This is a genomic window from Ramlibacter sp. (assembly GCF_028291745.1).
Lineage (GTDB): Bacteria > Pseudomonadota > Gammaproteobacteria > Burkholderiales > Burkholderiaceae_C > Ramlibacter.
The window spans coordinates 41747-64941 of sequence record NZ_JAQGNQ010000109.1 but is presented as its reverse complement, the minus strand read 5'-3'; the positions used below and the strand labels follow the sequence as shown (position 1 = coordinate 64941).

General features: G+C 66.5%; 18 protein-coding genes and 1 pseudogene. 11 read left to right on the top strand and 8 right to left on the bottom strand.

All coding sequences use genetic code 11. From position 1 onward, the window contains the following. Window positions 1-112: pseudogene (locus tag JWP60_RS20365) on the top strand (IS110 family transposase); the annotation flags it as partial. A gap of 185 nt (window positions 113-297) precedes the next feature. On the opposite strand, the gene JWP60_RS20360 reads toward JWP60_RS20365, so the two are convergent. The 3 genes from JWP60_RS20360 to JWP60_RS20350 all read right to left on the bottom strand — a co-directional run bounded on the left by JWP60_RS20360 (window position 298) and on the right by JWP60_RS20350 (window position 5140). Continuing rightward, window positions 298-3114, bottom strand: a complete 2817-nt coding sequence (locus JWP60_RS20360; RefSeq protein ID WP_299795395.1) for a valine--tRNA ligase — start codon at window positions 3112-3114, stop codon at window positions 298-300. A gap of 119 nt (window positions 3115-3233) precedes the next feature. Beyond that, window positions 3234-3422 carry a DUF2783 domain-containing protein gene (locus JWP60_RS20355; protein WP_299795393.1) on the bottom strand — a complete coding sequence of 63 codons (189 nt, stop codon included), beginning with the start codon at window positions 3420-3422 and terminating at the stop codon, window positions 3234-3236. Then, window positions 3419-5140, bottom strand: coding sequence for an FAD-dependent oxidoreductase (locus JWP60_RS20350; RefSeq protein ID WP_299795391.1), 1722 nt, complete (start codon window positions 5138-5140; stop codon window positions 3419-3421). Before JWP60_RS20350 ends, JWP60_RS20355 begins: the two co-directional genes overlap by 4 nt. A gap of 244 nt (window positions 5141-5384) precedes the next feature. Here JWP60_RS20350 and JWP60_RS20345 point away from each other — a divergent pair, with 244 nt between their 5' ends. The 3 genes from JWP60_RS20345 to JWP60_RS20335 all read left to right on the top strand — a co-directional run bounded on the left by JWP60_RS20345 (window position 5385) and on the right by JWP60_RS20335 (window position 7867). Beyond that, on the top strand, window positions 5385-5807 hold the full coding sequence (locus JWP60_RS20345) for a rubrerythrin family protein (RefSeq protein WP_299795389.1): 423 nt from the start codon (window positions 5385-5387) through the stop codon (window positions 5805-5807). A 114-nt stretch (window positions 5808-5921) separates the two neighbouring features. Next, window positions 5922-7274: a heterodisulfide reductase-related iron-sulfur binding cluster gene (locus JWP60_RS20340; protein ID WP_299795387.1), complete on the top strand. Its 1353-nt coding sequence runs from the start codon at window positions 5922-5924 to the stop codon at window positions 7272-7274. 2 nt (window positions 7275-7276) lie between these two features. Further along, window positions 7277-7867 (top strand): DUF3501 family protein, encoded by a 591-nt coding sequence (locus JWP60_RS20335; RefSeq protein WP_299795399.1) that lies wholly within the window; start codon window positions 7277-7279, stop codon window positions 7865-7867. Between the two features lie 127 nt (window positions 7868-7994). Here the strand turns inward: JWP60_RS20335 and ugpQ are convergent, their stop codons facing one another. From ugpQ to ugpB, 5 genes are all read right to left on the bottom strand, one after another. Next, a complete protein-coding gene (ugpQ, locus tag JWP60_RS20330; RefSeq protein WP_299795385.1) occupies window positions 7995-8729 on the bottom strand; it encodes a glycerophosphodiester phosphodiesterase in 735 nt (244 codons plus the stop codon). After that, on the bottom strand, window positions 8726-9736 hold the full coding sequence (ugpC, locus tag JWP60_RS20325; protein WP_299795383.1) for a sn-glycerol-3-phosphate ABC transporter ATP-binding protein UgpC: 1011 nt from the start codon (window positions 9734-9736) through the stop codon (window positions 8726-8728). Before ugpC ends, ugpQ begins: the two co-directional genes overlap by 4 nt. A 6-nt stretch (window positions 9737-9742) precedes the next feature. Next, window positions 9743-10597, bottom strand: a complete 855-nt coding sequence (gene ugpE / locus JWP60_RS20320) for a sn-glycerol-3-phosphate ABC transporter permease UgpE (RefSeq protein WP_299795381.1) — start codon at window positions 10595-10597, stop codon at window positions 9743-9745. Between the two features lie 2 nt (window positions 10598-10599). Beyond that, a complete protein-coding gene (ugpA, locus tag JWP60_RS20315) occupies window positions 10600-11481 on the bottom strand; it encodes a sn-glycerol-3-phosphate ABC transporter permease UgpA (RefSeq protein WP_299795379.1) in 882 nt (293 codons plus the stop codon). Window positions 11482-11718: 237 nt separating this feature from the next. After that, window positions 11719-13029, bottom strand: coding sequence for a sn-glycerol-3-phosphate ABC transporter substrate-binding protein UgpB (gene ugpB / locus JWP60_RS20310; RefSeq protein ID WP_299795378.1), 1311 nt, complete (start codon window positions 13027-13029; stop codon window positions 11719-11721). Window positions 13030-13220: 191 nt separating this feature from the next. On the opposite strand from ugpB, the gene JWP60_RS20305 reads away from it, so the two are divergent. The 7 genes from JWP60_RS20305 (at window position 13221) to JWP60_RS20275 (ending at window position 23065) form a co-directional block, all read left to right on the top strand. Continuing rightward, window positions 13221-17117, top strand: a complete 3897-nt coding sequence (locus JWP60_RS20305) for an FAD/FMN-binding oxidoreductase (protein WP_299795377.1) — start codon at window positions 13221-13223, stop codon at window positions 17115-17117. Next, entirely contained in the window at window positions 17114-17542 is a 429-nt protein-coding gene (locus JWP60_RS20300; RefSeq protein ID WP_299795376.1) for an HIT family protein, read from the top strand. The genes JWP60_RS20305 and JWP60_RS20300 overlap by 4 nt, the downstream gene beginning before the upstream one ends. A 133-nt stretch (window positions 17543-17675) precedes the next feature. Beyond that, window positions 17676-19058, top strand: a complete 1383-nt coding sequence (locus JWP60_RS20295) for a FecR domain-containing protein (protein WP_299795375.1) — start codon at window positions 17676-17678, stop codon at window positions 19056-19058. A gap of 78 nt (window positions 19059-19136) precedes the next feature. After that, window positions 19137-20774 carry a ShlB/FhaC/HecB family hemolysin secretion/activation protein gene (locus JWP60_RS20290; RefSeq protein WP_299795374.1) on the top strand — a complete coding sequence of 546 codons (1638 nt, stop codon included), beginning with the start codon at window positions 19137-19139 and terminating at the stop codon, window positions 20772-20774. A gap of 143 nt (window positions 20775-20917) precedes the next feature. Continuing rightward, window positions 20918-21328, top strand: a complete 411-nt coding sequence (locus tag JWP60_RS20285; RefSeq protein ID WP_299795373.1) for a DUF971 domain-containing protein — start codon at window positions 20918-20920, stop codon at window positions 21326-21328. 14 nt (window positions 21329-21342) lie between these two features. After that, window positions 21343-22074 carry a bifunctional demethylmenaquinone methyltransferase/2-methoxy-6-polyprenyl-1,4-benzoquinol methylase UbiE gene (gene ubiE, locus JWP60_RS20280; RefSeq protein ID WP_299795372.1) on the top strand — a complete coding sequence of 244 codons (732 nt, stop codon included), beginning with the start codon at window positions 21343-21345 and terminating at the stop codon, window positions 22072-22074. Between the two features lie 31 nt (window positions 22075-22105). Beyond that, window positions 22106-23065, top strand: coding sequence for a Tim44-like domain-containing protein (locus JWP60_RS20275; RefSeq protein WP_299795371.1), 960 nt, complete (start codon window positions 22106-22108; stop codon window positions 23063-23065). Window positions 23066-23195: the final 130 nt, after the last annotated feature.

The window sequence follows — 23195 nt, the reverse complement described above, 5'->3', positions numbered from 1 at the left end:
AAAACCCAAAAAATTGATCCTCGGAGCGCTGATGCGCAAGATCCTGGCCATCGCCTACGGCGTCCTCAAGTCAGGAGTCCCCTTCAATCCCGCCCTTCATGCCTTGACCTGAAAGACAGTATCTACGTGATCGGTTGCCGTGCGGACGCGAAGGCCGTCGCCCTCACCCCAGCCCTCTCCCGCGGGCGGGAGAGGGAGCAATACCCCCGGGCGGGAGGGGGAGCAAAACCACGCGAGCGGAGCGCGAGCGGGAGCGCCCCCATCCCAACCTTCCCCCGGAGGGGGAAGGAGCAAGAGCTAGGCTAGTCGCTGCAGTTGCGCCTGCGCGTTTTCCAGCGTCGCCGTGAAGTCGGCGATGCGCTTGCGCTCTTGTTCGATCACGGCCGGCGGTGCCTTCGCGACGAAGGCCTGGTTCGACAGCTTGCCGTTTGCCTTGGCCAGTTCGCCCTGCAAGCGGCCCACTTCCTTCGTCAGGCGCGCCTTCTCCGCCGCGACGTCGATCTCCATGTACAGGCACAGGCGGGCATCGCCGACCACCGCAACGGGTGCAGCTTGTGCCGCTGCGGCCCATGCGGCCTCGTCGTCGAAGACGCGCACTTCGCTCAGTTTGGCCAGCGCCTGCAGCACCGGCGCGGCCTCGCGGATGAAGCCGGCGTCGCCAACCACATAGGCCGGCAGCCGCGTGGAGGGCGAGACGTTCATCTCGCCGCGCAGATTGCGGCAGGCGGTCACCACGTTTTTCAGTCGCGCCATCCACGCTTCCGCTTCGGCATTGATGTTGGCCGGCACGCATTGCGGATAAGGCGCGACGCTGATCGAGTCGCCCGTCTTGCCGGCGACCGGTGCGACCTTCTGCCACAGCTCCTCGGTGATGAAGGGGATCACCGGATGCGCCAGCCGCAGGATCGCCTCCAGCACGCGAATCAACGTGCGGCGCGTGCCGCGCTGCTGCGCGAGGTCGCCGGTCTGGATTTGCACCTTCGCGATCTCGAGGTACCAGTCGCAGTATTCGTCCCACACGAATTGATAAATCGTGTTGGCCACGTTGTCGAGCCGGTATTCCTCGAAGCCCCGCGCGACCTCCGCTTCGACCTTCTGCAGCAGCGAGATGATCCAGCGGTCGGCCGCGGTGAGCGTGGCGTCCTGCTCCGCGAGCTCGTGGCCCTCGCAATTCATCAGCACGAAGCGCGTGGCGTTCCAGAGCTTGTTGCAGAAATTGCGGTAGCCCTCGCAGCGCTTGGCATCGAAGTTGATCGAGCGGCCCAGCGTCGCCAGCGCGGCGAAGGTGAAGCGCAGCGCGTCAGCGCCGTAAGCCGGAATGCCGTCGGGGAATTCCTTCTCGGTGTTCTTGCGCACCGTGGGCGCCGTCTCGGGCTTGCGCAGCCCGGTGGTGCGCTTGTCGAGAAGCGGCGGCAGGGCGATGCCGTCGATCAGGTCCACCGGGTCGAGCACGTTGCCCTCGGACTTCGACATCTTCTTGCCGTGCGAGTCGCGCACCAGCCCGTGGATGTAGACATGGCGGAAAGGCACGCGGCCGGTGAAGTGCGTCGTCATCATGATCATCCGGGCCACCCAGAAGAAGATGATGTCGTAGCCCGTGACCAGCACGGTGGAGGGCAGGTACAGGTCCATGTCCTGCGTCTGCTCGGGCCAGCCCAGGGTGGAGAAGGGCACCAGCGCGGATGAATACCAGGTGTCCAGCACGTCGGGGTCGCGCGTGAGCGTCTTGCCCGGGGCCTGCGCTCGCGCCTCGGCCTCGTTGGCCGCGACATACACCTTGCCGTCCTCGTCGTACCAGGCCGGGATCTGGTGGCCCCACCAGAGCTGGCGCGAGATGCACCAGTCCTGGATGTTGTTCATCCACTGGTTGTACGTGTTGACCCAGTTCTCCGGCACGAAGCGCACCGCGCCGCTTTGCACGGCATCGATGGCCTTCTGCGCGATCGACTTGCCGGTGGGGTCCTGCTCGCTCACCTTGGTCATTGCCACGAACCACTGGTCCGTGAGCATGGGCTCGACGATCTGGCCGGTGCGCGCGCAGCGCGGCACCATCAGCTTGTGCTTCTTCGTCTCGGCGAGCAGGCCCTGCGCCTCGAGATCCGCAACGATCTTCTTGCGCGCGACGAAGCGATCGAGCCCGCGATAGGCCACAGGCGCGTTGTCGTTGATCTTCGCGTCCAGCGTCAGCACGCTGATCATCGGCAGGCCATGTCGCTGGCCCACGGCGTAGTCGTTGGGATCGTGCGCGGGCGTGACCTTGACCACGCCGGTGCCGAAGGCCTTGTCGACATAGTCGTCGGCAATGATGGGAATGTCGTGGTCGCACAGCGGCAGCTTCACCGTCTTGCCCAGGAGGTGCCGGTAGCGCTCGTCGTCGGGGTGGACCATCAAGGCCACGTCGCCCAGCATGGTCTCGGGGCGGGTGGTGGCCACGGTCAGTTCGCCGGAGCCATCGGAGAGCGGATAGCGGATGTGCCAGAGGAAGCCGTCCTCCTCCTCGCTCTCCACTTCCAGGTCGGAGACCGCGGTCTTCAATTGCGGGTCCCAGTTGACCAGGCGCTTGCCGCGGTAGATCAGGCCCTGCTGATAGAGCTGCACGAAGGTCTGGGTCACGATCTTCGAGAGCTTCTCGTCCATCGTGAAGTACTCGTGCGACCAGTCGACGCTGTCGCCCATGCGGCGCATCTGCGTGGTGATGGTGTTGCCCGACTTCTCCTTCCACTCCCACACCTTGCGCACGAAGTTCTCGCGGCCCAGGGCCTGGCGGCTGGTGCCCTGGTCCTGCAGCTGGCGCTCCACGACGATCTGCGTCGCGATGCCGGCGAGGTCGGTGCCCGGCACCCACAGCGTGTTGAAGCCGCGCATCCGGTGGTAGCGCGTCAGGCTGTCCATGATGGTCTGGTTGAACGCGTGCCCCATGTGCAAGGTGCCGGTCACGTTCGGCGGCGGCAGCTGGATGGCGAACGAGGGCTCGCCCGGCTTGGCGTTGCCGGTACCGCGATAGCCCGCGCGCGCATAGCCACGCTGTTCCCACAGCGGGCCCCACTGGCGCTCGATGGCGGCAGGCTCGAAGGACTTGGAAAGGCTGTTCAGGCCGGGTTGTTCAGTGCTCACCGGGGTGATTTTACGGGGCGCGGGGTGCTGGGGTGCCTGGCGGCAGCCCAGCCTACGGAGACCAGGCGCCTCGTTCGGCGCGTAGGCTGGGCTTCGCGCGAGCGAACCCCAGCAATCCGTCACGCCGGCAACTTCTTCGCCGCTTCGACGCACTCCTTCAACACTCCTGCATCCCCCACCTGATTCGCCAGCAACAGGATCAGCCGCACGTTCAACAGCGCCGACTGGTCGTCGTTCAGCCCCTGGTGCGCATCCAGCAATTGCTCGTAGAAGCCATCCGCGTCCTGCAGGTTCAGGTTCGTCTTCATGGCGCTTCCTCCTCCAGCGTGGCGCCCAGCGCCTGGCCGACCGCATGCACCAGCGAGGCGTCGACGCTCTCGCCCGTCGCGGCCACGTAGCTGTCCGGCCGCAGCAGCGCCCAGGCATGGCCGAACACATGGCAGGCGCCCTGCAGGTGGCCCTGCGGATCGCGCACATGCTCGCGCGCGCCAGGCGGGTCTTCCCCGCCCACCACCTGCACGCAGCGTACCGGCGCGGTCTCCGACAGCACGCGCAGGCGCAGCAGGGCCGCAGGCGACGAGACGCCGAACAGCAGCACGAGCAGGCGGCCATCGGCCCAGCGCAGCAGGTCGTTGACCTGGCCCGTCGACCCATCGGCCCATTGGAAGGCCACGTTCTGCACCGACTGCCCGCCACTGCGGTCGCAAGCCAGCGAGCGCGTATACGGATTGGCGATGGCCATCCGACCCGTGTTGACGAACTGCCGCGCGAACGGGTACTGCCTGGCCAGGCTCAGCGTTGCATCGCGGAACAGCTTTTCGATGCGCGTCGCCGGCCGCAGGAAGCGGGTGGTGCGGTTGGTGACCAGCACGTTCTGCCGCGCGGCCTCGTGCCGTTCTTCGTGGTAGCTGTCCAGGAGCGCGGGGGCGGCCTGTCCTTGCAGCACGGCCGCCAGCTTCCACGCCAGGTTGTCGGCGTCGGCGATGCCGGTGTTGCCGCCGCGCGCGCCGAAGGGGCTGACCACCTTGGCCGCATCGCCCATGAAGAAGACGCGCCCGTGCCGCATGCGGTCGACGCATTCGCTTTTATAGGCGTAGGGCCCGACCCAGACGATCTCCACGCCAGCATCGGCGCCGAACTGCCGGGTGAGCCGATCGCGCACGACCGCCTCGCGGCTCAGTTCCGCGGGGTCGGCATCGGGTGCCATCTGGTAGTCGATGCGCCAGACGTTGTCGCCCATCAGGTGCTGCCAGACGGCGCGGTTGTCATTGAAGGGCGCCTCGATCCAGGTGTGGCGCTCCACCGGCGGGTGCTTGCTGAAACGCACGTCCGCGATGCACCAGCGGTCGTCGCCGCTCTTGGCGGTGACCGAGGCGCCCACCCATTGCCGGAACGGTGTGTGGCAGCCGGTCGCATCGATCACGTAGTCGGCGCGCAACTGGTAGTCGCCGCCGGGCGTGGTGACCGAGAGCGTCGCGCATTCGTTGTCCTGCGCGAAGGCGGTCACCCGGTTCTGCCAGCGCAGGTCGACCTGGCCCAGCTCGTAGAGGCGTTCGACCAGGTAGCCCTCGATGTAGAACTGCTGGATGTTGATGAAGGGCGGCTGCGTCGAGAGATTGAAGGCGCTTTGCTGGCGCAGGTCGAAGGAATAGACCTCGTCGGCGCCCGCGAAGGTGCGGCCCACGCTCCACTGGATGCCCTTGGCGGCAATGCGATCGTAGATGCCCAGGCGCTCGAAGATCTCCAGCGACTTCTGCGTGTAGCAGATGCCGCGCGAGGCCGCGCCCTTGACGCCCACCGTGTTGTCCTCGTCCAGCAGGACGGCGGCGATGCCGTATTGCGCGAGGGCGCAGGCGGCCGTGAGACCGCTGATGCCGCCGCCGACGATCACCACCTGGTGATGACTCGGCTCACCCGAGGCCAGCTCCGGCGGTGGCTGGAACGGGTACAGCGGCAGCTCGTAGCCCGTGCCCTGCGCGAACTCGTAGCCATTGCGAAACGCGGTTTCCGTGTAGCTCTCGGCCATGCTCTCCTCCTGGAACTGGATGATGAGGCCTGCCGCCGACTTTAACGCGCTACGGCTCGGCCACCTCCACGGTAGAGTTGCGTGCAAGTGCGCTGATCAGTCGATAGGGGCCATGGCGCTTATGGATGGGGCGCCATTGAGCCTGGCTATTAGACGGGCTTGCCCGGCCTCATTACGCTTGCTGAGTCTTCGGCGCGCCGAAGCCTGCGCGTTTGCGTCTTCAACCACTTCGAAGGAGAACTCCATGGCAGCACTCAAAGGCTCCAGGACGGAAGAGAACCTGAAGGCCGCCTTTGCCGGCGAGTCGCAGGCCAACCGGCGCTATCTGTATTTCGCGAACAAGGCCGACATCGAGGGCCAGAACGACGTCGCGGCGCTGTTCCGCTCCACCGCCGAAGGCGAGACCGGCCATGCGCATGGCCACCTCGAATGGCTGGAACAAGTGGGCGACCCGGCCACCGGGCTGCCGATCGGCCCCACGCGCGACAACCTCAAGGCCGCCGTCGCCGGCGAAACCCACGAGTACACCGACATGTACCCCGGCATGGCGAGGATGGCCCGCGAGGAAGGCTTCGACGAAATCGCCGACTGGTTCGAGACGCTGGCGAAGGCGGAGCGCTCGCATGCGAACCGGTATACGAAGGCCTTGAACGAATTGGCCGACTGAGTTGTCTTGCTCCCTCCCCTCCGGGGGAGGGCTGGGGTGGGGGCGCTCCCGTGCGGCGATCCCGTCGCGGGCTCCCACCCGAACGCTTCCGAGAAAAACCACCCCAGGAAACGCATGCCCGCCCGCGAAGGCAATCTCCAGGCGCCCACGCGCCACCCCATCGCCTGGAAGTCCCCGGACTACTACGACGAGCCGGCGGCGTTCAAGGAACTGGAACGCATCTTCGACATCTGCCATGGCTGCCGCCGCTGCGTGAGCCTGTGCGGCGCCTTTCCCACCCTGTTCGACCTGGTCGATGAAGGCAAGAGCGGCGAGGTCGATGGCGTCGAGAAGAAGGACTACTGGAAGGTCGTCGACCAGTGCTACCTGTGCGACCTGTGCTACATGACCAAGTGCCCTTACGTGCCGCCGCACGAGTGGAACGTGGACTTCCCGCACACCATGCTGCGGGCCAAGGCGATCAAGTTCAAGCAGGGCGGGGTGGACTTCGGCTCGAAGTTTCTCTCCTCCACCGACGTGCATGGCAAGCTCGCCGGCATTCCGGTGGTGGTGCAGGTGGCCAATGCGGTCAACCAGACCAAGCCGATGCGCGCGCTGATGGAAGGCACGCTGCACGTGGACCGCAATGCCTGGCTGCCCGCACTGGCCACGCGCAAGTTCCGCAACGCCGCGCCCAAGGCGGCCGACCTGCCCGTGAAGAACGGCCAGCGCACGCCCGGCAAGGTGGCCGTGTTCGCAAGCTGCTACGTCAACTACAACGAGCCGGGCATAGGCCTCGACCTGCTCAAGGTCCTGGCCCACAACGACATCCCTTATGTGCTGGTCGAGAAGGAACAGTGCTGCGGCATGCCCAAGCTCGAACTGGGCGATCTCGACTCGGTCGATGCCGCCAAGCGCGCGAACATTCCGGTGCTGGCGAAGTACGCGCGCGAGGGCTGGGCCATCGTCACAGCGGTGCCGAGTTGCACGCTGATGTTCAAGCAGGAAATCCCGCTGATGTACCCCGACGAGCCCGACGTGCAGGCCGTGAAGGAGGCGATGTGGGATCCCTTCGAGTACCTCGCGGGGCGCCGCCGTGATGGCCTGCTGAAGACCGAGTTCCCGCAAGCCCTGGGCAAGGTGAGCTATCAGGTGCCTTGCCATACGCGGGTGCAGAACATCGGCCGCAAGACCGAGGAACTGCTGAAGCTGATTCCGGGCACCTGGGTGCATACCAACGAGCGCTGCTCGGGCCATGCCGGCACCTTCGGCGTGAAGAAGCCTTACCACGAGGTGGCGATGAAGATCGGCAAGCCACTGTTCAAGCGCATGGCGGAGCACCCGGAAGGCGGCGCGCCCGACTACATCAGCTCGGACTGCCCGCTGGGCGGCCACCATATCGACCAGGGCTTCGATCGCAACAGCCTGGGCACGCCGCAGCTCGCGCATCCGCTGTCGCTGATCCGCATGGCCTACGGACTGGAATGACGATGCAACTCACCGGCCGGATCACGCCCGAGAGCCTGATGACGCTCGAGGCCTATGCCAGGTGGCGCAAGCAGCACAAGGCGGAGGTCATGGCCCATCGCCAGTTGCGCAGCGTGGCGCTGGGCGATCACGTCAACGTGCAGTTCGAAAGCGAACTGACCATGCGCTACCAGATCCAGGAGATGCTGCGGATCGAGAAGATCTTCGAGGAAGAGGGCATCCGGCAGGAGATCGATGTCTACGCGCCCATGGTGCCCGATGGCGGCAACTGGAAGGCGACGATGCTGATCGAGTACCCCGACGTCAACGAGCGCAGGCGCGAACTTGCGCGGCTGATCGGCGTGGCCGAGCGCATGTTCGTCGAGGTGGAGGGCCATCCGCGCGTGTATGCCATCGCCGACGAAGACCTGGAGCGCGAGAACGAGGAGAAGACATCCGCCGTGCACTTCCTGCGCTTCGAATTGAGCGCGCCCATGCGCGATGCGGTGAAGGCCGGCGCGGCGGTGAAGGTGGGGTGCGACCACACCAACTATCCGGCGCATGTGGCGGTGGGGGCGGAGACGCTGGCTTCGCTGGCGGGGGATCTGAAATGACCGTGGCTCCACCCGGCTGCTTGGGATTTGTAGGCTGGGCTGCGCGCAGCGCACCCCAGCGTTTCCGCGTTTGGGGGCCGAAAACGCTGGGGTGGCTTCGCCAGCCCAGCCTACGAAGACCTGTCGATCAGGCGGGCGGGAAGAGATCGACGCGGTCGGTGATGATCCCGTCCGTGCCCAATGCAATCAACTGCTGCGCCGCGGCCTGTTCGTTGACCGTATAGCTCACGCAACGCATGCCGCCACCGTGCACCTGGGCCACGACCGCCGCGTCCCACATCCGGTAATCGCACACCACCGCCACGCATTGCAGTGACTGCGCGGCCTCCCACCAGCCGTCCCAGAATTGATCCAGCAGCAATCCGCGCGGCAATTGCGGCTGCGACTGCATCGCCGCTTGCAATGCCTCCGGCTTGAACGACGTCAGCAGCGGCGGAACGGCCTGGCCGCGCCAGATCCGCTCCGCATACTCGGCAACCACCTGCCCGGTCTTCGCTTCCGCACCCGGCGTCGGCTTGATCTCGATGTTGAGCAGATAGCCGTTGGCCAGGCAGAAACGCGCCACGTTCTCGAACGTCGGTAGCGGCTCGCCCGCGTAGGCGCGCGAATGCCAGCTGCCGGCATCGAGGCGCGCGAGCTGGTCCCACGGCTGGTCGCCGCCGAGGCCGACGCCGTTGGTGGTGCGTTCGAGTGCCGCGTCATGCATCAGGAAGGGCACGCCATCGGCCGACAACTTCACGTCGCATTCGAACATCCGATAACCGTGGCGCGCGCCAAGGCGAAAGGCCGCCAGCGTGTTCTCGGGCGCCAGCTTGCCGGCCCCGCGATGCGCGATCCACTTCGGGTACGGCCAATCCTTCATGCCGCGATCCTCTTTCCGCTGCCCGGGTCGAACCAGTGCAGGCGGTCTTCCCGGGGCTTGACGCGGATCACCTGATCGACCGCCGGCACCGGGCGGTTTTCCTCGATGCGCACGATGATCTGCTCGCCACCGAGGCGCCCGTACACGAGCCGCTCCGCCCCCAGCATCTCCACGGTTTCGGTGCGCACTTCCCAGCCGGTGTCGCCCACGTCGAGGTGCTCGGGACGGATACCGGTGATGGCGCCGCTGCGGCCGCCCTGCACGTCCTTGAGCAGGTTCATGGGCGGCGAGCCGATGAAGCTGGCCACGAAGGTGGAGGCGGGCCGGTGGTAGACCTCCTCCGGCGTGCCGAACTGCTCCATCCTGCCGGCGTTCATCACGATCATGCGCTGCGCCAGCGTCATCGCCTCGACCTGGTCGTGCGTGACGAACAGCGAGGTGATGCCCAGCTCGCGATGCAGCTTCTGGATCTCCAGCCGCGTCTGTGCGCGCAGCTTGGCATCGAGGTTGGACAGGGGCTCGTCGAACAGGAAGACCTGCGGCTGCCGCACGATGGCGCGACCCATGGCAACGCGCTGGCGCTGGCCGCCGGAGAGCTGGCGCGGCCTGCGTTCCAGCAGGTGACCCAGTTCGAGGATGCCGGCCGCCTTGTCGACGCGCGCCTTGATCTCGGCGACGGGCAGCTTGCGGATCTTCAGGCCGTAGGCCATGTTCTCGAAGACGCTCATGTGCGGATAGAGCGCGTAGTTCTGGAACACCATCGCGATGTCGCGCTCGGCCGGCTCGAGGTCGTTGACCACGCGCTTGCCGATGGCAATCTCGCCGGCGCTGATCTCCTCCAGCCCCGCGACCATGCGCAGCAGCGTGGACTTGCCGCAGCCCGAGGGCCCGACGATGACGATGAATTCGCGATCGGCGATTTCGGCGTCGATGCCGTGGATCACTTCCAGGGCACTCTTGCCGGTGCCGTATTTCTTGACGACCTTGCGCAGGGATAGGGATGCCATTTGTTTTTACTTCTCGACGTCGACCAGGCCCTTGACGAACCACTTCTGCATCAGGACCACCACCAGCGCCGGCGGCAGCATCGCGAGGATGGACGTGGCCATCACCACGTTCCATTCCACGTACACCTCGCCGAAGATCGCGCGCTTGATGCCCAGCACGATGGGATACATCGATTCGCTGGTGGTCACCAGCAGCGGCCACAGGTACTGGTTCCAGCCGTAGATGAACTGGATGACGAACAGCGCCGCGATCGTGGTGCGAGACAGCGGCAGCAGCACGTCGACGAAGAAGCGCATCGGGCCCGCGCCGTCCATGCGCGCCGCCTCGGCCAGTTCGTCCGGCACCGTCAGGAAGAACTGGCGGAACAGGAAGGTTGCCGTGGCCGATGCGATCAGCGGCACCGTCAGGCCCGCGTACGTGTTCAGCATGCCGAGGTCCGAGACCACCTGGTAGGTCGGGCCGATGCGCACTTCCACCGGTAGCATCAGCGTGACGAAGATCATCCAGAAGACGAGGTTGCGCAGCGGAAAGCGGAAGTACACGATGGCAAAGGCCGACAGCAGCGAGATCGCGATCTTGCCGATGGCGATCACCAGTGCGGACACGAGGCTGACCCACAGCATCGGCAGCGCCGCGGCGATGGTGGAGCCCGAGGCCGTCTTGCCGCCGAACAGCGCGAGCTGGTAGGTGTGCAGGAAGTTGTGGCCCGGCACCAGCGACAGCGGATGGCTGGACGCGATCTGGTCCGCCGTCTGCGTCGAGCCGATCAGGGCGACGAGCACGGGGAACATCACGACCAGCACGCCGAGGATCAGGACCAGGTGCGAGAAGAAGTCGAGGACGGGTCTGCGTTCGATCATGGCTAGTACTGCACCTTCTTCTCCACGAAGCGGAACTGCACGACGGTCAGCACAACAACGATCAGCATCAGCACCACCGACTGCGCGGCGGAGCCGTTGATGTCCAGCGCCTTGAAGCCGTCGTAATAGACCTTGTAGACCAGGATCGCCGTGTCGCGGCCGGGGCCGCCGTGCGTGGCCGCGTCGACGATGGCGAAGGTCTCGAAGAAGGCGTAGATGACGTTGATCACCAGCAGGAAGAAGGTGGTGGGCGAGAGCAGCGGGAAGACGATGCTCCAGAAGCGCTTCCAGGGCGTGGCGCCGTCGATGGTGGCGGCCTCGATCAGCGAATGCGGAATCGACTGCAGGCCGGCCAGGAAGAACAGGAAGTTGTACGAGACCTGCTTCCAGACGGCCGCCATCACGATCAGCGCCATGGCGTGGTTGGGATTGAGCAGGTGATCCCAGGGCAGCCCCATCTCCTGCAGGGCGTAGGCGATCATGCCGTAGGGCGAAGCGAACATCATCAGCCACAGCACGCCGGCCACTACCGGTGCCACCGCATAGGGCCACACGAGAAGTGTCTTGTACACGCCCGCGCCGCGCACGACGCGATTGGCCATCACGGCCAGCAGCAGTGCGATCGAGAGGCCGAGAGTGGCGACCAGCCCGGAGAAGATCGCGGTGATCTTGAACGACTCCAGATAGCTTTCATCCGAGAACAGGCGCTGGAAGTTCTCCCAGCCGACGAACACGCTGGTGCCGCCAAAGGCATCCTGCTGCATCACGCTTTGCAGCAGCGCCTGCCCCGCGGGCCAGAAGAAGAACACCAGCACGACCACCATCTGCGGCGCGATCAGCGCCCACGGCAGCCACGCGGACTTGAATCGAACCCGCTTTTCCATAGACGCTTATTGTCGGTCTTCGCGGACGTGCCGACCCGCAATGCACAACGAGGATGTCATTGCGGGCTCGAGCCGCAAGCCACGACGAGGATGTCATTGTGGGCTCGACCCGCAATCCACAACGAGGACGTCATTGCGGGCTCGACCCGCAATCCACGGCGGCGCTTGATCAAGCGCCGCATGGATCCCGGGTCAAGCCCGGGATGACATCCGTTCAGGCCGTCCGGCCGTCCGCCATCAGGACTTGTTGGCCTTCTGAAAGCGTTCCAACTGTTCGTTGCCGCGTCTGACCGCCGTATCCAGCGCCTCCTTCGGCTGCCTCGTGCCGCGCCACACGCCTTCGAGTTCCTCGTCGATGATGGTGCGGATCTGCAGGAAGTTGCCCAGGCGCACGCCGCGCGACTTGTCGGTGGTCTTGCGGATCATCTGGTTCACCGAGACGTCGTAGCCCGGATTCTGCTGGTAGAAGCCGGACTTCTCGGTCAGCTCGAAGGCGGCCTTGGTCACCGGCAGGTAGCCGGTGCGCTGGTGGCTCTTGGCCGCCACCGCGGGTTGCGACAGGTAGTTCAGGAAGCGCGCGATGCCCTTGTATTCATCGGGCTTCTTGCCCGCCATCACCCACAGGCTGGCGCCGCCGATGATCGTGTTCTGCGGCGCACCGGGCACGTCGGGGTAATAGGGCAGGGCGCTGATGCCGTAGCCGAACTTGCCATTGCGCTTGACGTTGCCGGCCAGCGCGGAGGAGCCGGTCATCATCGCGCATTCGCCGGAGACGAAGGTCGCGTCGGCGGCGTTGTCGCGGCCCTTGTAGACGAACAGCCCGCTCTTGGCCATGTTGGCCAGGTTCTCGATGTGCCGCACGTGCAGCGGCGTGTTGAACGCCAAGCGCGCGTCCAAGCCGCCGAAGCCGTTGTTCTTGGTTGCGTACAGCACGTTGTGCCAGGCCGAGAAGGTCTCGAGCTGCGTCCAGCTGACCCAACTGGTGGTGAAGGGGCACTTGTGGCCGGAGGCCTTGAGCTTGGCCGCGGCCAGCGCCACCTCGGGCCAGGTCTTCGGCGGCTTCTCGGGATCGAGGCCCGCGGCCTTGAAGGCGTCCTTGTTGTAGTGGAAGACCGGCGTGGAGCTGTTGAACGGGTAGCTGAGCATCTGCCCGTTCGGCGCCGTGTAGTAGCCGGCGACCGCGGGCACGTAGACCGACGGGTCGAACTTCAGGCCCGCATCGGTCATCACCTTGGCCACCGGCACGATCGCGCCCTTGGCCGCCATCATGGTGGCGGTGCCCACCTCGAAGATCTGGATCAGGCCGGGCGCATTGCCCGCGCGGTAGGCGGCGATGCCCGCCGTCATCGATTCCGGATAGCTGCCCTTGAACGTGGGGACGATCTTGTAATCCTTCTGGGTGGCATTGAAGTCATTGGCCAGGTCGTTCACCCACTCGCCCAACGCGCCACCCATCGAATGCCACCACTGGATCTCGGTCGTCGCGCGGGCCGGGCCGGCGGCGAAGAGCGCGGCGGTGAGGGCCAGCGCGGAAAGCTTCAATTTCATGCATTCGCTCCTGTTGACGTCCTTGAGGAAAGTCGGTGACTCTACGGTTTTTGTGTGACGCGCATTAGACAGATGAGGTCCCGCACCAGCAAGCGGGTTTCCCATGACCGCACTACAAGTGCGCGTGTTGCACTGCGGTAACATCCACCTTCAGCCGAGTCGCTGTGTGCTGGCTGATATTGCACTCACGAATGAACGCGCCAACGACACTCGAACAACTCATGGCTGCGGTCGACGGCGATGCGCCGCGCCTGCGCGAGATCCCCTACAACTACACCTCGTTCTCGGACCGCGAGATCGTGATCCGTTTGCTCGGCGCGCGCGCGTGGGACGTGTTGAACCGTCTGCGCGAAGAGCGCCGCACCGGCCGCTCGGCCCGCATGCTGTACGAGGTGCTGGGCGACATCTGGGTCGTGCAGCGCAATCCCTACCTGCAGGACGACCTGCTGGACAACCCCAAGCGCCGCCGCCTGCTGGTGGAGGCGCTGCATCACCGGCTCGGCGAGATCGAGAAGCGCCGCGATACGCAGAACGATGCGCAGCGCGACGGCTTGGTGGCCGAACTGCTGCAGGCCGCGCAACGCGCGGTGCGCCGCTTCGACGCCGCCTTCGCCGAGACCGCCGAACTGCGCGCGCGCACGCAGCGCCTGCTGCGCAAGTACACGGCCAAGGACAACGTCAAGTTCGACGGCATGTCGCGGGTGTCGCACGTGACCGACGCCACCGACTGGCGCGTGGAGTACCCCTTCGTCGTCCTCACGCCCGACACCGAGGCCGAGATGGCCGGCCTGGTGAAGGGCTGCATCGAACTGGGCCTGACGATCATTCCGCGCGGCGGCGGCACCGGCTACACCGGCGGCGCGATCCCGCTCACGTGGAAGAGCGCGGTGATCAACACCGAGAAGCTCGAGTCCATGTCCGAGGTCGAGCGCGTTGCCATCGGCGGCCATGCCGAGCCCGTGCCGACGATCTGGACCGAAGCCGGCGTCGTGACGCAGCGCGTGTCGGATGCGGCGGAACGCTCGGGCTTCGTCTTCGCGGTGGATCCCACGTCGGCGGAAGCGTCCTGCATCGGCGGCAACGTCGCGATGAACGCCGGCGGCAAGAAGGCCGTGCTGTGGGGCACCGCGCTGGACAACCTCGTGTCCTGGCGCATGGTGACGCCGGATGCCGAATGGCTCGAGGTGATCCGCCTCGACCACAACCTCGGCAAGATCCACGACGCGCCGGTCGCCACCTTCGAACTGCGCTACTTCGACGCCGCGGGCAAGATCGACTGGAGCAAGCCCAAGCGCACCGAGCGCCTGGAGATTCCCGGCTCGCGCTTTCGCAAGGAGGGCCTGGGCAAGGACGTCACCGACAAGTTCCTTTCCGGCCTGCCCGGCATCCAGAAGGAAGGCTGCGACGGCCTGATCACCAGCGCGCGCTGGGTGGTGCACCGCATGCCCGCGCATACGCGCACGGTGTGCATGGAGTTCTTCGGCAATGCGCGCGACGCCGTTCCGAGCATCGTCGAGATCAAGGACTTCATGTTTGCCGAGCAGAAGCGCTCGGGCGTGGTGCTGGCCGGCCTGGAACACCTCGACGACCGCTATCTGCGCGCCGTCGGCTATGCCACCAAGTCCAAGCGCGGCGGCCTGCCGAAGATGGTGCTGATCGGCGACATCGCCGGCGACGAGCCCGATGCCGTTGCGCGCGCAACTTCCGAGGTCGTGCGCCTGGCCAACTCGCGCAGCGGCGAGGGCTTCATTGCGATCAGCCCGGAAGCGCGCAAGAAGTTCTGGCTCGATCGCAAGCGCACCGCCGCCATCAGCAAGCACACCAACGCCTTCAAGATCAATGAAGACGTGGTGATCCCGCTGCCGCGGATGGCCGAATACACCGACGGCATCGAGCGCATCAATATCGAGCTCAGCCTGCGCAACAAGATCGCGCTGACCGACGAACTGGAGCTGTTCTTCACCCGCGGCCGCCTGCCCCTGGGCAAGCAGGACGACGCCGGCGAGATCCCTTCGGCCGAACTGCTGGAAGACCGCGTGCAGCAGGCCATCGCGCTGATCCGCGAGGTGCGGGCGCAATGGCAGGACTGGCTGGCCAACGTGGAACCCTTGTTCGCGCAACTGCAGGACCACTCGCTGCGTGCCAGCTGGAAGACCCAGATCCGCGCGCCGCTGGCGACGATCTTCTCCGGCAATGCCTTTGCATCCATCCTGTCCGAGGTGAACGCGATCCACCAGCGCGTGCTCAAGGGTCGCGTGTGGGTGGCGCTGCACATGCACGCGGGCGACGGCAACGTGCACACCAACATTCCGGTCAACAGCGACGATTACCGGATGCTGCAGACCGCGCACGAGGCGGTGAAGCGCATCATGGCGCTGGCCCGGTCCTTGAACGGGGTGATCTCGGGCGAGCACGGCATCGGCATCACCAAGCTGGAATTCCTGAGCGACGAGGAGATCGCGCCCTTTGCCGACTACAAGCAACGGGTCGATCCGCAGGGCCGCTTCAACAAGGGCAAGCTGCTGCGCCCCTCGAGCGTGGGCGAGGTCGATGCCGACACCTCGGTGTACGCCGACCTGACCAACGCCTACACGCCCAGCTTCGGGCTGATGGGGCACGAGTCGATCATCATGCAGCAGTCGGACATCGGCGCCATCGCCGATTCGATCAAGGACTGCCTGCGCTGCGGCAAGTGCAAGCCGGTGTGCGCCACCCACGTGCCGCGCGCCAACCTGCTGTACAGCCCGCGCAACAAGATCCTGGCCACCTCGCTGCTGGTCGAAGCCTTCCTGTACGAGGAGCAGACGCGCCGCGGCGTGTCGATCAAGCACTGGGAAGAGTTCGAGGACGTGTCGGACCACTGCACGGTCTGCCACAAGTGCGAGAACCCGTGCCCGGTGAAGATCGACTTTGGCGACGTGTCGATGAACATGCGCAACCTGCTGCGCAAGATGGGAAAGAAGAGTTTCCGCCCCGGGAATGCGGCGGCGATGTTCATGCTGAACGCCACCAACCCGGAGACCATCAAGCTGGTGCGAGCCGCGATGGTCGGCGTCGGCTTCAAGCTGCAGCGCCTGGCCAACAACCTGCTGCGCGGCCTGGCGCACCTGCAGGTGACGCGCCCGCCCGATACGCACGGCAGCGCGCCGATCAAGGAGCAGGTGGTCCACTTCGTCAACAAGAAGCTGCCCACCGGGCTGCCGACCAAGACGGCGCGGGCGATGCTGGACATCGAGGACAAGGATTACGTCCCCATCATCCGCGACCCGAAGGCGACGACGGCCGAGAGCGAGGCGGTCTTCTACTTTCCGGGCTGCGGCTCCGAGCGCCTGTTCTCGCAGGTGGGGCTGGCGACGCAGGCGATGCTGTGGCACGCCGGCGTGCAGACCGTGCTGCCCCCGGGCTACCTGTGCTGTGGCTATCCGCAGCGCGGCTCGGGCCAGTTCGACAAGGCCGAGAAGATGATCACCGACAACCGGGTGCTCTTCCACCGCGTCGCCAACACGCTGAACTACCTGGACATCAAGACGGTGGTGGTTTCGTGCGGCACCTGCTACGACCAGCTGCAGGGCTATGAATTCGACAAGATCTTCCCGGGCTGCCGGATCATCGACATCCACGAATACCTGCTGGAAAAAGGCATCAAGCTGGACGGGGCGGGCGCCTATCTCTATCACGACCCCTGCCACACGCCCATGAAGCTGCAGGACCCGATGAAGACGGTGAAGGCGCTGGTGGGCGACAGCGTGCGCAAATCGGAGCGCTGCTGCGGCGAATCGGGCACCCTCGGCGTGACGCGGCCCGACATCTCGACGCAGGTGCGCTTTCGCAAGGAAGAAGAACTGCGCAAGGACGAGGCCGCCATGCGTGCCTCCGGCGTGGTCGGCGAGAAGGAGAACCTGAAGATCCTCACCAGCTGCCCGAGTTGCCTGCAAGGCCTCACGCGCTACAACCACGACCTGCAGAACGGGCTGCTCGAAGCCGACTACATCGTGGTGGAGATGGCCAGCAAGATCCTCGGCGCGGACTGGATGAAGGAATACGTGCGCGCCGCCAACAACGGCGGCATCGAGCGGGTGCTGGTGTGACCGTTCCCGGGTGCCCGCTGTGCGAGAAGGCTGGTGGCCGCGTGGTGCTGCAGACGCCGAAGTGGCGGCTGATCCATGCGCAGGAGGCGGGCTTCCCCGCCTTCTACCGGCTCGTGTGGCAAGAGCACGTGCGCGAGTTCTCGCAGCTTGCCCGCGCTGATCGCATCGTGGTGGTCGACGTACTGGCCGCAGTGGAACAGGCGATGCTGCAGAGCTTGCACCCTGCCAAGGTCAATCTCGCCTCGCTCGGCAACGCGGTGCCGCACCTGCACTGGCACGTGATCGCGCGCTTCGACTGGGACAGCCACTTCCCCGGCGCGGTCTGGGCCGCGCTGCAGCGCGAGGCAGATGCCGCGCGCGTGCAGCAGGTGGCCGCCGCATTGCCGGGTCTCGAAGAAGCCTTCAAGACAGCCCTGCTCGCGTGAATCTGCGCGCGCCGTGAAATCCGCACGAGGCATGCGGCGCCAGCCCCTGCGCTCGCCCCTGTGTCTCTGCGGCAGCGTGTATAACAGGCAAATCAGCTATTCGATTGAAACACCGGTGACCGGAGGTTTGTCCATGCGTGCAGCAAAAGATGTATCTCACTGGCTGGCAACGCTGTTGGCCGGGGGCCTGCTGCTCGTGGCGGCCAGTGCCCATGCCCAAAGTACCGCCGGTGAAGTCGAGTTCTCGCGCGGCGTCGGCTTTGCCCAGACGCCCGGCGAAACCCCGCGCACGCTGGGCAAGGGCCTGGTGCTGCGCGAAGGCGACCGGCTGACCACGTCCGAGGGCGCCTCGGCCATCATCAAGCTGGCGGACGGCACGCGCATGACGCTGCGGCCCAACTCCGAACTCGTGCTGCAGCAGTACCAGTTCCACGAGAACGCGCCCGACAACAACTACCTGATGCAACTGGTGCGCGGCGGCTTCCGCGCGGTGACCGGCGTGATCTCCAAGAGCTCGCCCAATGCCGCGCGGGTGCAGACCAACACGGCCACCATCGGGATCCGCGGCACCGATTTCGACGCACGCGTGTGCAGCGGGGAATGCGGCCAGGAATCGAGCCAGATCCAGGAAGCCTCGCGTCCGAACGCGATCCAGGCGAGTGCCAAGGTGGTGACGGTGCAGGGCGACCTCTTTGCCGTCGACGGCGCCGGCCTGCGCCGTCGGCTGGTGGCGGGCGGCAGCGTCTATCCCGGCGACGTGGTGGAGACGGCGCGCGGCGGCCAGGCGGTGCTGGCCTTTCGCGATGACACGCGCATCACGCTCGGTTCGCAATCGCGCTTTCGCGTCGACAACTTCGTCTACGACGACAAGAACGCCGGCGAAGGCCGCTTCCTGGCCTCCATCCTGCGCGGCTCGGTGCGCACGCTCACCGGCCTGATCGCCAAGGCCAACAACCGCAACGTCGGCTTCAGCACGGCCACGGCCACCATCGGTATCCGCGGCACCGGCTTCGACGTCAATTGCACCGGCGTGTGCGCCGGCGAGCCGGGCGAGCCGGATGCCGGCCTGACGCTGTGGACCTGGCTCGGCGCCATCGAGGTGGGCCAGACCGGCCAGACCGCGCTGCAGGTGCTGCAGGCGGGGCAGGGCCTCTTCATACCGGCGTCGGGCGCCGTGCAGCCGATCGCCAACCAGCCCAACCCGGGCACGCCGCGGCCGGACGAAGTTCCGGTGCCGCCCAAGCTGTTTGCGACCGAGGCCGTGTCCGATGCCGCCGAGGGCCTGTTCGTGTTCGTGCGCGACGGCCATATCGAGATCACCAGCGCGCGCGACGTGCTGGAGCTCGGACGCGGCGAGGCGGGCTTTGCCAGCGTCACGGGCGAGACGGCCCGCCCCTCGCTGATCCCGAAGTTCATCGAGTTCGATCGCGTACCGCTGCCCAACTCCAGGAACCCGCTGCTCTCCACCGTGCTGGGCGAGTCGGGGATCCGCAGCAACAGCCAGGTCTGCAAGTAGCTATGCCAACCGGCGGGTGACAAATTGTTTACCCGCGGCGAGAATGCCCGCTCCCATAAGAACGAGCGGCAAGGAAACATGACTCGAGGCATTGCTTCGCCGCGGCTGTCGCGGCACGGCCTGCTGGCCCTGATGACGATTGCCGCGGGCGCAGCCTCTGCCCAGGGCCGCGCCGCTGCGCCCACCGCACCGACGCCGCCCATGGCCGCCGCCGCCCCGGCCACGGTGTTCGCCCTCCGCGGCTTTCGCATCGAAGGCGAAAACCCGATCGGCGAGGCGGAGGCGCAACGCGTACTCGCCCCCTTCATCCGCCCGAACGCCACGCTCGAAACGCTGCAGCAGGCGACCGCCGCCCTCGAAAGCGCACTGCGCGCGCGCGGCTTCGGCCTGCACCGGGTCGCCCTGCCGCCGCAGGAAGTCGGCGAGACGGTGAAGCTTTCCATCGTGAAGTTCGTGGTCGGCCGCGTGACCATCGAAGGCCGCAGCATCTACGACGAAGAGAACATCCGCCGCACCTTGCCGGAGCTGCGCGAGGGCGAGAGTCCCAACTTCAAGCGCCTGGCCATCCAGACCGCGATCGCCAACGAGAACCCGAACAAGCAGGTGCAGGTGGGGCTGCGCGAGTCCGAGGAGCCCGACAAGATCGACGCCACGATCACCGTGCGCGAAGAGCGCCCGTGGACGCTGGGCATGTCGCTGTCGAACGCCGGCGACGCCACCTCGGGGCGCGATCGCTTCACGGTTTCGGGCGGGCACACCAACCTCTTCAACCGCGATCACCAGTTCATCGGCGCCTACACCACCTCGTTCGAGCGGCCGGATGACGTGAAGCAACTGGGCCTGGCCTACAAGGTGCCGCTCTATGCCGCGGGCGGCGTGATCGGCGCGAGCTTCACGCGCTCGGACGTGGTCGGCAATTTCGGCAGCTTCACCAGCACCGGCGCCGGCCGCACCTTCGGGCTGAACTTCACGCGCTACCTGGCGCCGCAGGGTGGCCGCCGCAGCTATGTGACGGCGGGCATCGACGACAAGGTCTTCAATGCATCGAAGATCAACGACATCATCGTGCCCGGTGCGCTCGATCGCCGCAGCCGCCCGGTGAGCCTGGGCTACACGGCGCGCACCGAGAGCGACACAGCGGTGTGGGGCTACACCACCGAGCTGGCCTGGAACACCGGCACCGGCGAGCACAACGACCTGGCCTCCTACCAAAGCGAGGACCCGCGCATCAGCAAGCTGCACTGGAAGGCCGTGCGCGGTTCGGCCAGCTACACCGCGCCGCTGGCGCAGACCTGGATCTGGAGCCTGCGCGGCAACTTCCAGTACAGCCCGGACGTGCTGATCTCCGGCGAGCAGTTCGGCCTGGGTGGGCTGGCGTCCGTGCGCGGCACCGAGATCGAGCGGCCCATCTCGGCGGACAAGGGCGTGTCGGCGACGCTCGAAATCACCACGCCGGAACTGCTGGCGGGCCTGCGAGGCCTGGGCTTCGTGGATGCCGGCTACGTCTGGAACAACGAGCCGGACGGCCTGAACAAGCCCGCCTCCGACCGGCTCGCAAGCGTCGGCCTCGGCCTGCGCTATGCCAGGGGTCCGTTCGTGGCCTCGGTGGACTACGGCCGGCTGGTGCTGGGCAGCCGCATCCCGCTGACGGTGAACTCCGCGGCGCCGCAATCGGGCGACGATCGCTGGTACGTGAACCTGGGCGTGCGCTTCTAGCAGGGTGGGTTGCCGGAGGCACCCCACCTTTCGGCGCCCACTGGTGGGGTGCCTGCGGCAACCCACCCTACGAATTCTGTTGACCTCGGGCATACGCAGTCTCCCAGGCCTCGGCCGCTGCGGGGTCCCGTACACTGCCATCCATGGCCGGCCTGCGCAGCGACACTCCCAATCCTGAATCCCTCATCTTGCATGGCGCGTCGCGCGTGCTGGAGGTCGGCTTTGCCGACGGCTCGCTGTTCCGCTTGCCCTTCGAGCTGATGCGCGTCTACTCGCCCTCCGCCGAAGTGCAGGGCCACGGCCCGGGCCAGGAGGTGCTGCAGACCGGCAAGCGCGCGGTCGACATCGTCTCGCTGGAGCCGGTGGGCAACTACGCGGTCAAGCCGACCTTTTCCGACGGCCACGACACCGGCATCTACTCCTGGGACTACCTGTACTTCCTCGGCCAGCAACAGGCGCAGCTGTGGCAGGACTACGAACGCCGGCTGCAGGAGGCCGGCGCGGAGCGCGACGCTCCCATGGCCGCCAACGCGGGCCACGCGTGCGGCCATTGAGAAACACGCATTCCATGAGCAACACCCACTTCGGATACCAGTCGGTCGACGAGCGCGAGAAGGCCAGGCGCGTGCGCAGCGTGTTCGATTCCGTGGCGCCACGCTACGACCTGATGAACGACCTGATGTCGCTCGGTCTGCACCGTGCCTGGAAGGCCTACACCGTGCTGGTGGCGGATGTCCGACCCGGGCAGCGCGTGCTGGATCTCGCCGGCGGCACCGGCGACCTGGCGCAGGCCTTCGCGCGCAAGGTGGGCGACACCGGCTTCGTGGTGCATACGGACATCAATGCGTCCATGCTGCGCGTCGGACGCGACCGGCTGCTCGATGCCGGCCTCGTCCTGCCGACCGTGGTGTGCGACGCGGAGAAACTGCCGTTTGCCGCCGGCAGTTTCGACCGCGTGAGCGTGGGCTTCGGCCTGCGCAACATGACGCACAAGGACCGCGCGCTGGCCGAGATGCACCGGGTGCTGCGCCCGGGCGGCAAGCTCCTGGTGTTGGAGTTTTCCAAGGTGGCGCGGCCGCTCGAGAAGGCGTATGACTGGTACTCCTTCGGCATCCTGCCGCGCCTGGGACGCATGGTGGCGGGCGACGAGGCCAGCTACCGCTACCTGGCCGAATCCATCCGCATGCATCCCGGGCAGGAGGAACTCAAGGCCATGATGAAGCAAAGCGGCTTCGGTCATGTGGACTACCACAACCTCACCGGCGGCGTGGCAGCGCTGCATGTTGCAATCAAGTGCTGAGCCCCCACATGGCGCATCAGCAAGGAGATCGATGATGAAGCTTTTCACTGTTCTGCTGGCACTGGTGCTCACCCTCGGAGCGATGAACGCCGAGGCGGCGCGCCTGGGTGGCGGCCGCTCCATTGGCCGCATGTCGCCCAACGTCACACAGCGCTACAGCGCGCCGCCGGCGGTGGCGCCCAGGGCGCCGAGCAACGCGCAAAACGGCAGCGTCGCGCCGCAGACTCCGCCGCTCGCGCCGCCGCGCAGCCGCTGGGGCGGCATGCTGGGCGGCCTCGCCGCCGGCCTGGGCCTGGCCTGGCTGGCGCACTCGCTGGGCTTTGGCGCCGGCTTCGGCAACATCCTGCTGATCGCGGTGCTGGCCATGGTGGCGCTGATGATCTTCGGCCGCATGCGTGCGCGCCGCGACCCGGGCTATGCCTACCAGGGCGCCACGGTCGATGCGCCCGCGTCGCCGCCGCAATACAACCCGCAGAAAGTGGGCAACGACGCCTCGGCGCGGCCCTGGGAGAGCGGCTTCGACGTGCAGCATGCGCAGAGCGGCGTGCGCATCGGCTCCGCCGTGGGCGCGGCCGGCGGCCTGGACGGCTCGCAGAACTGGGGCGTGCCGGCCGGCTTCGACGCCGAGGGCTTCCTGCAGGCGGCGAAGCGCAATTTCGTGACGCTGCAGGAGGCGTGGGACCACAGCGACACCGGCACCTTGCGCAGCATGATGACCGACGAGATGCTGCAGGAGATCCGCACCCAGATCGCCGAGCGCGATCGCCAGCCCGCGGTGACGCCGCAGAAGACCGACGTGGTGATGCTCGAGGCGAAGCTGCTCGGCATCGAGGACCTGCCCACCGAGTACATGGCCAGCGTCGAGTTCTCCGGGATGATGCGCGAAGAGGCCTCGGCCGGGCCCGCGCCCTTCCGCGAGGTGTGGAACATGATCAAGCCCAAGAGCGGCACGGCCGGTTGGCTGGTGGCGGGGGTGCAGGCGCTGCAGTGAACGTCTGACGACGCGTCATCCCCGGCTGTCTGGATGTCATCCCCGGCTGTTTGGATGTCATCCCGGGCTGTTTGGATGTCATCCCGGGCTTGACCCGGGATCCATTGCAGCGCGCGGTCACGCGCCGTCG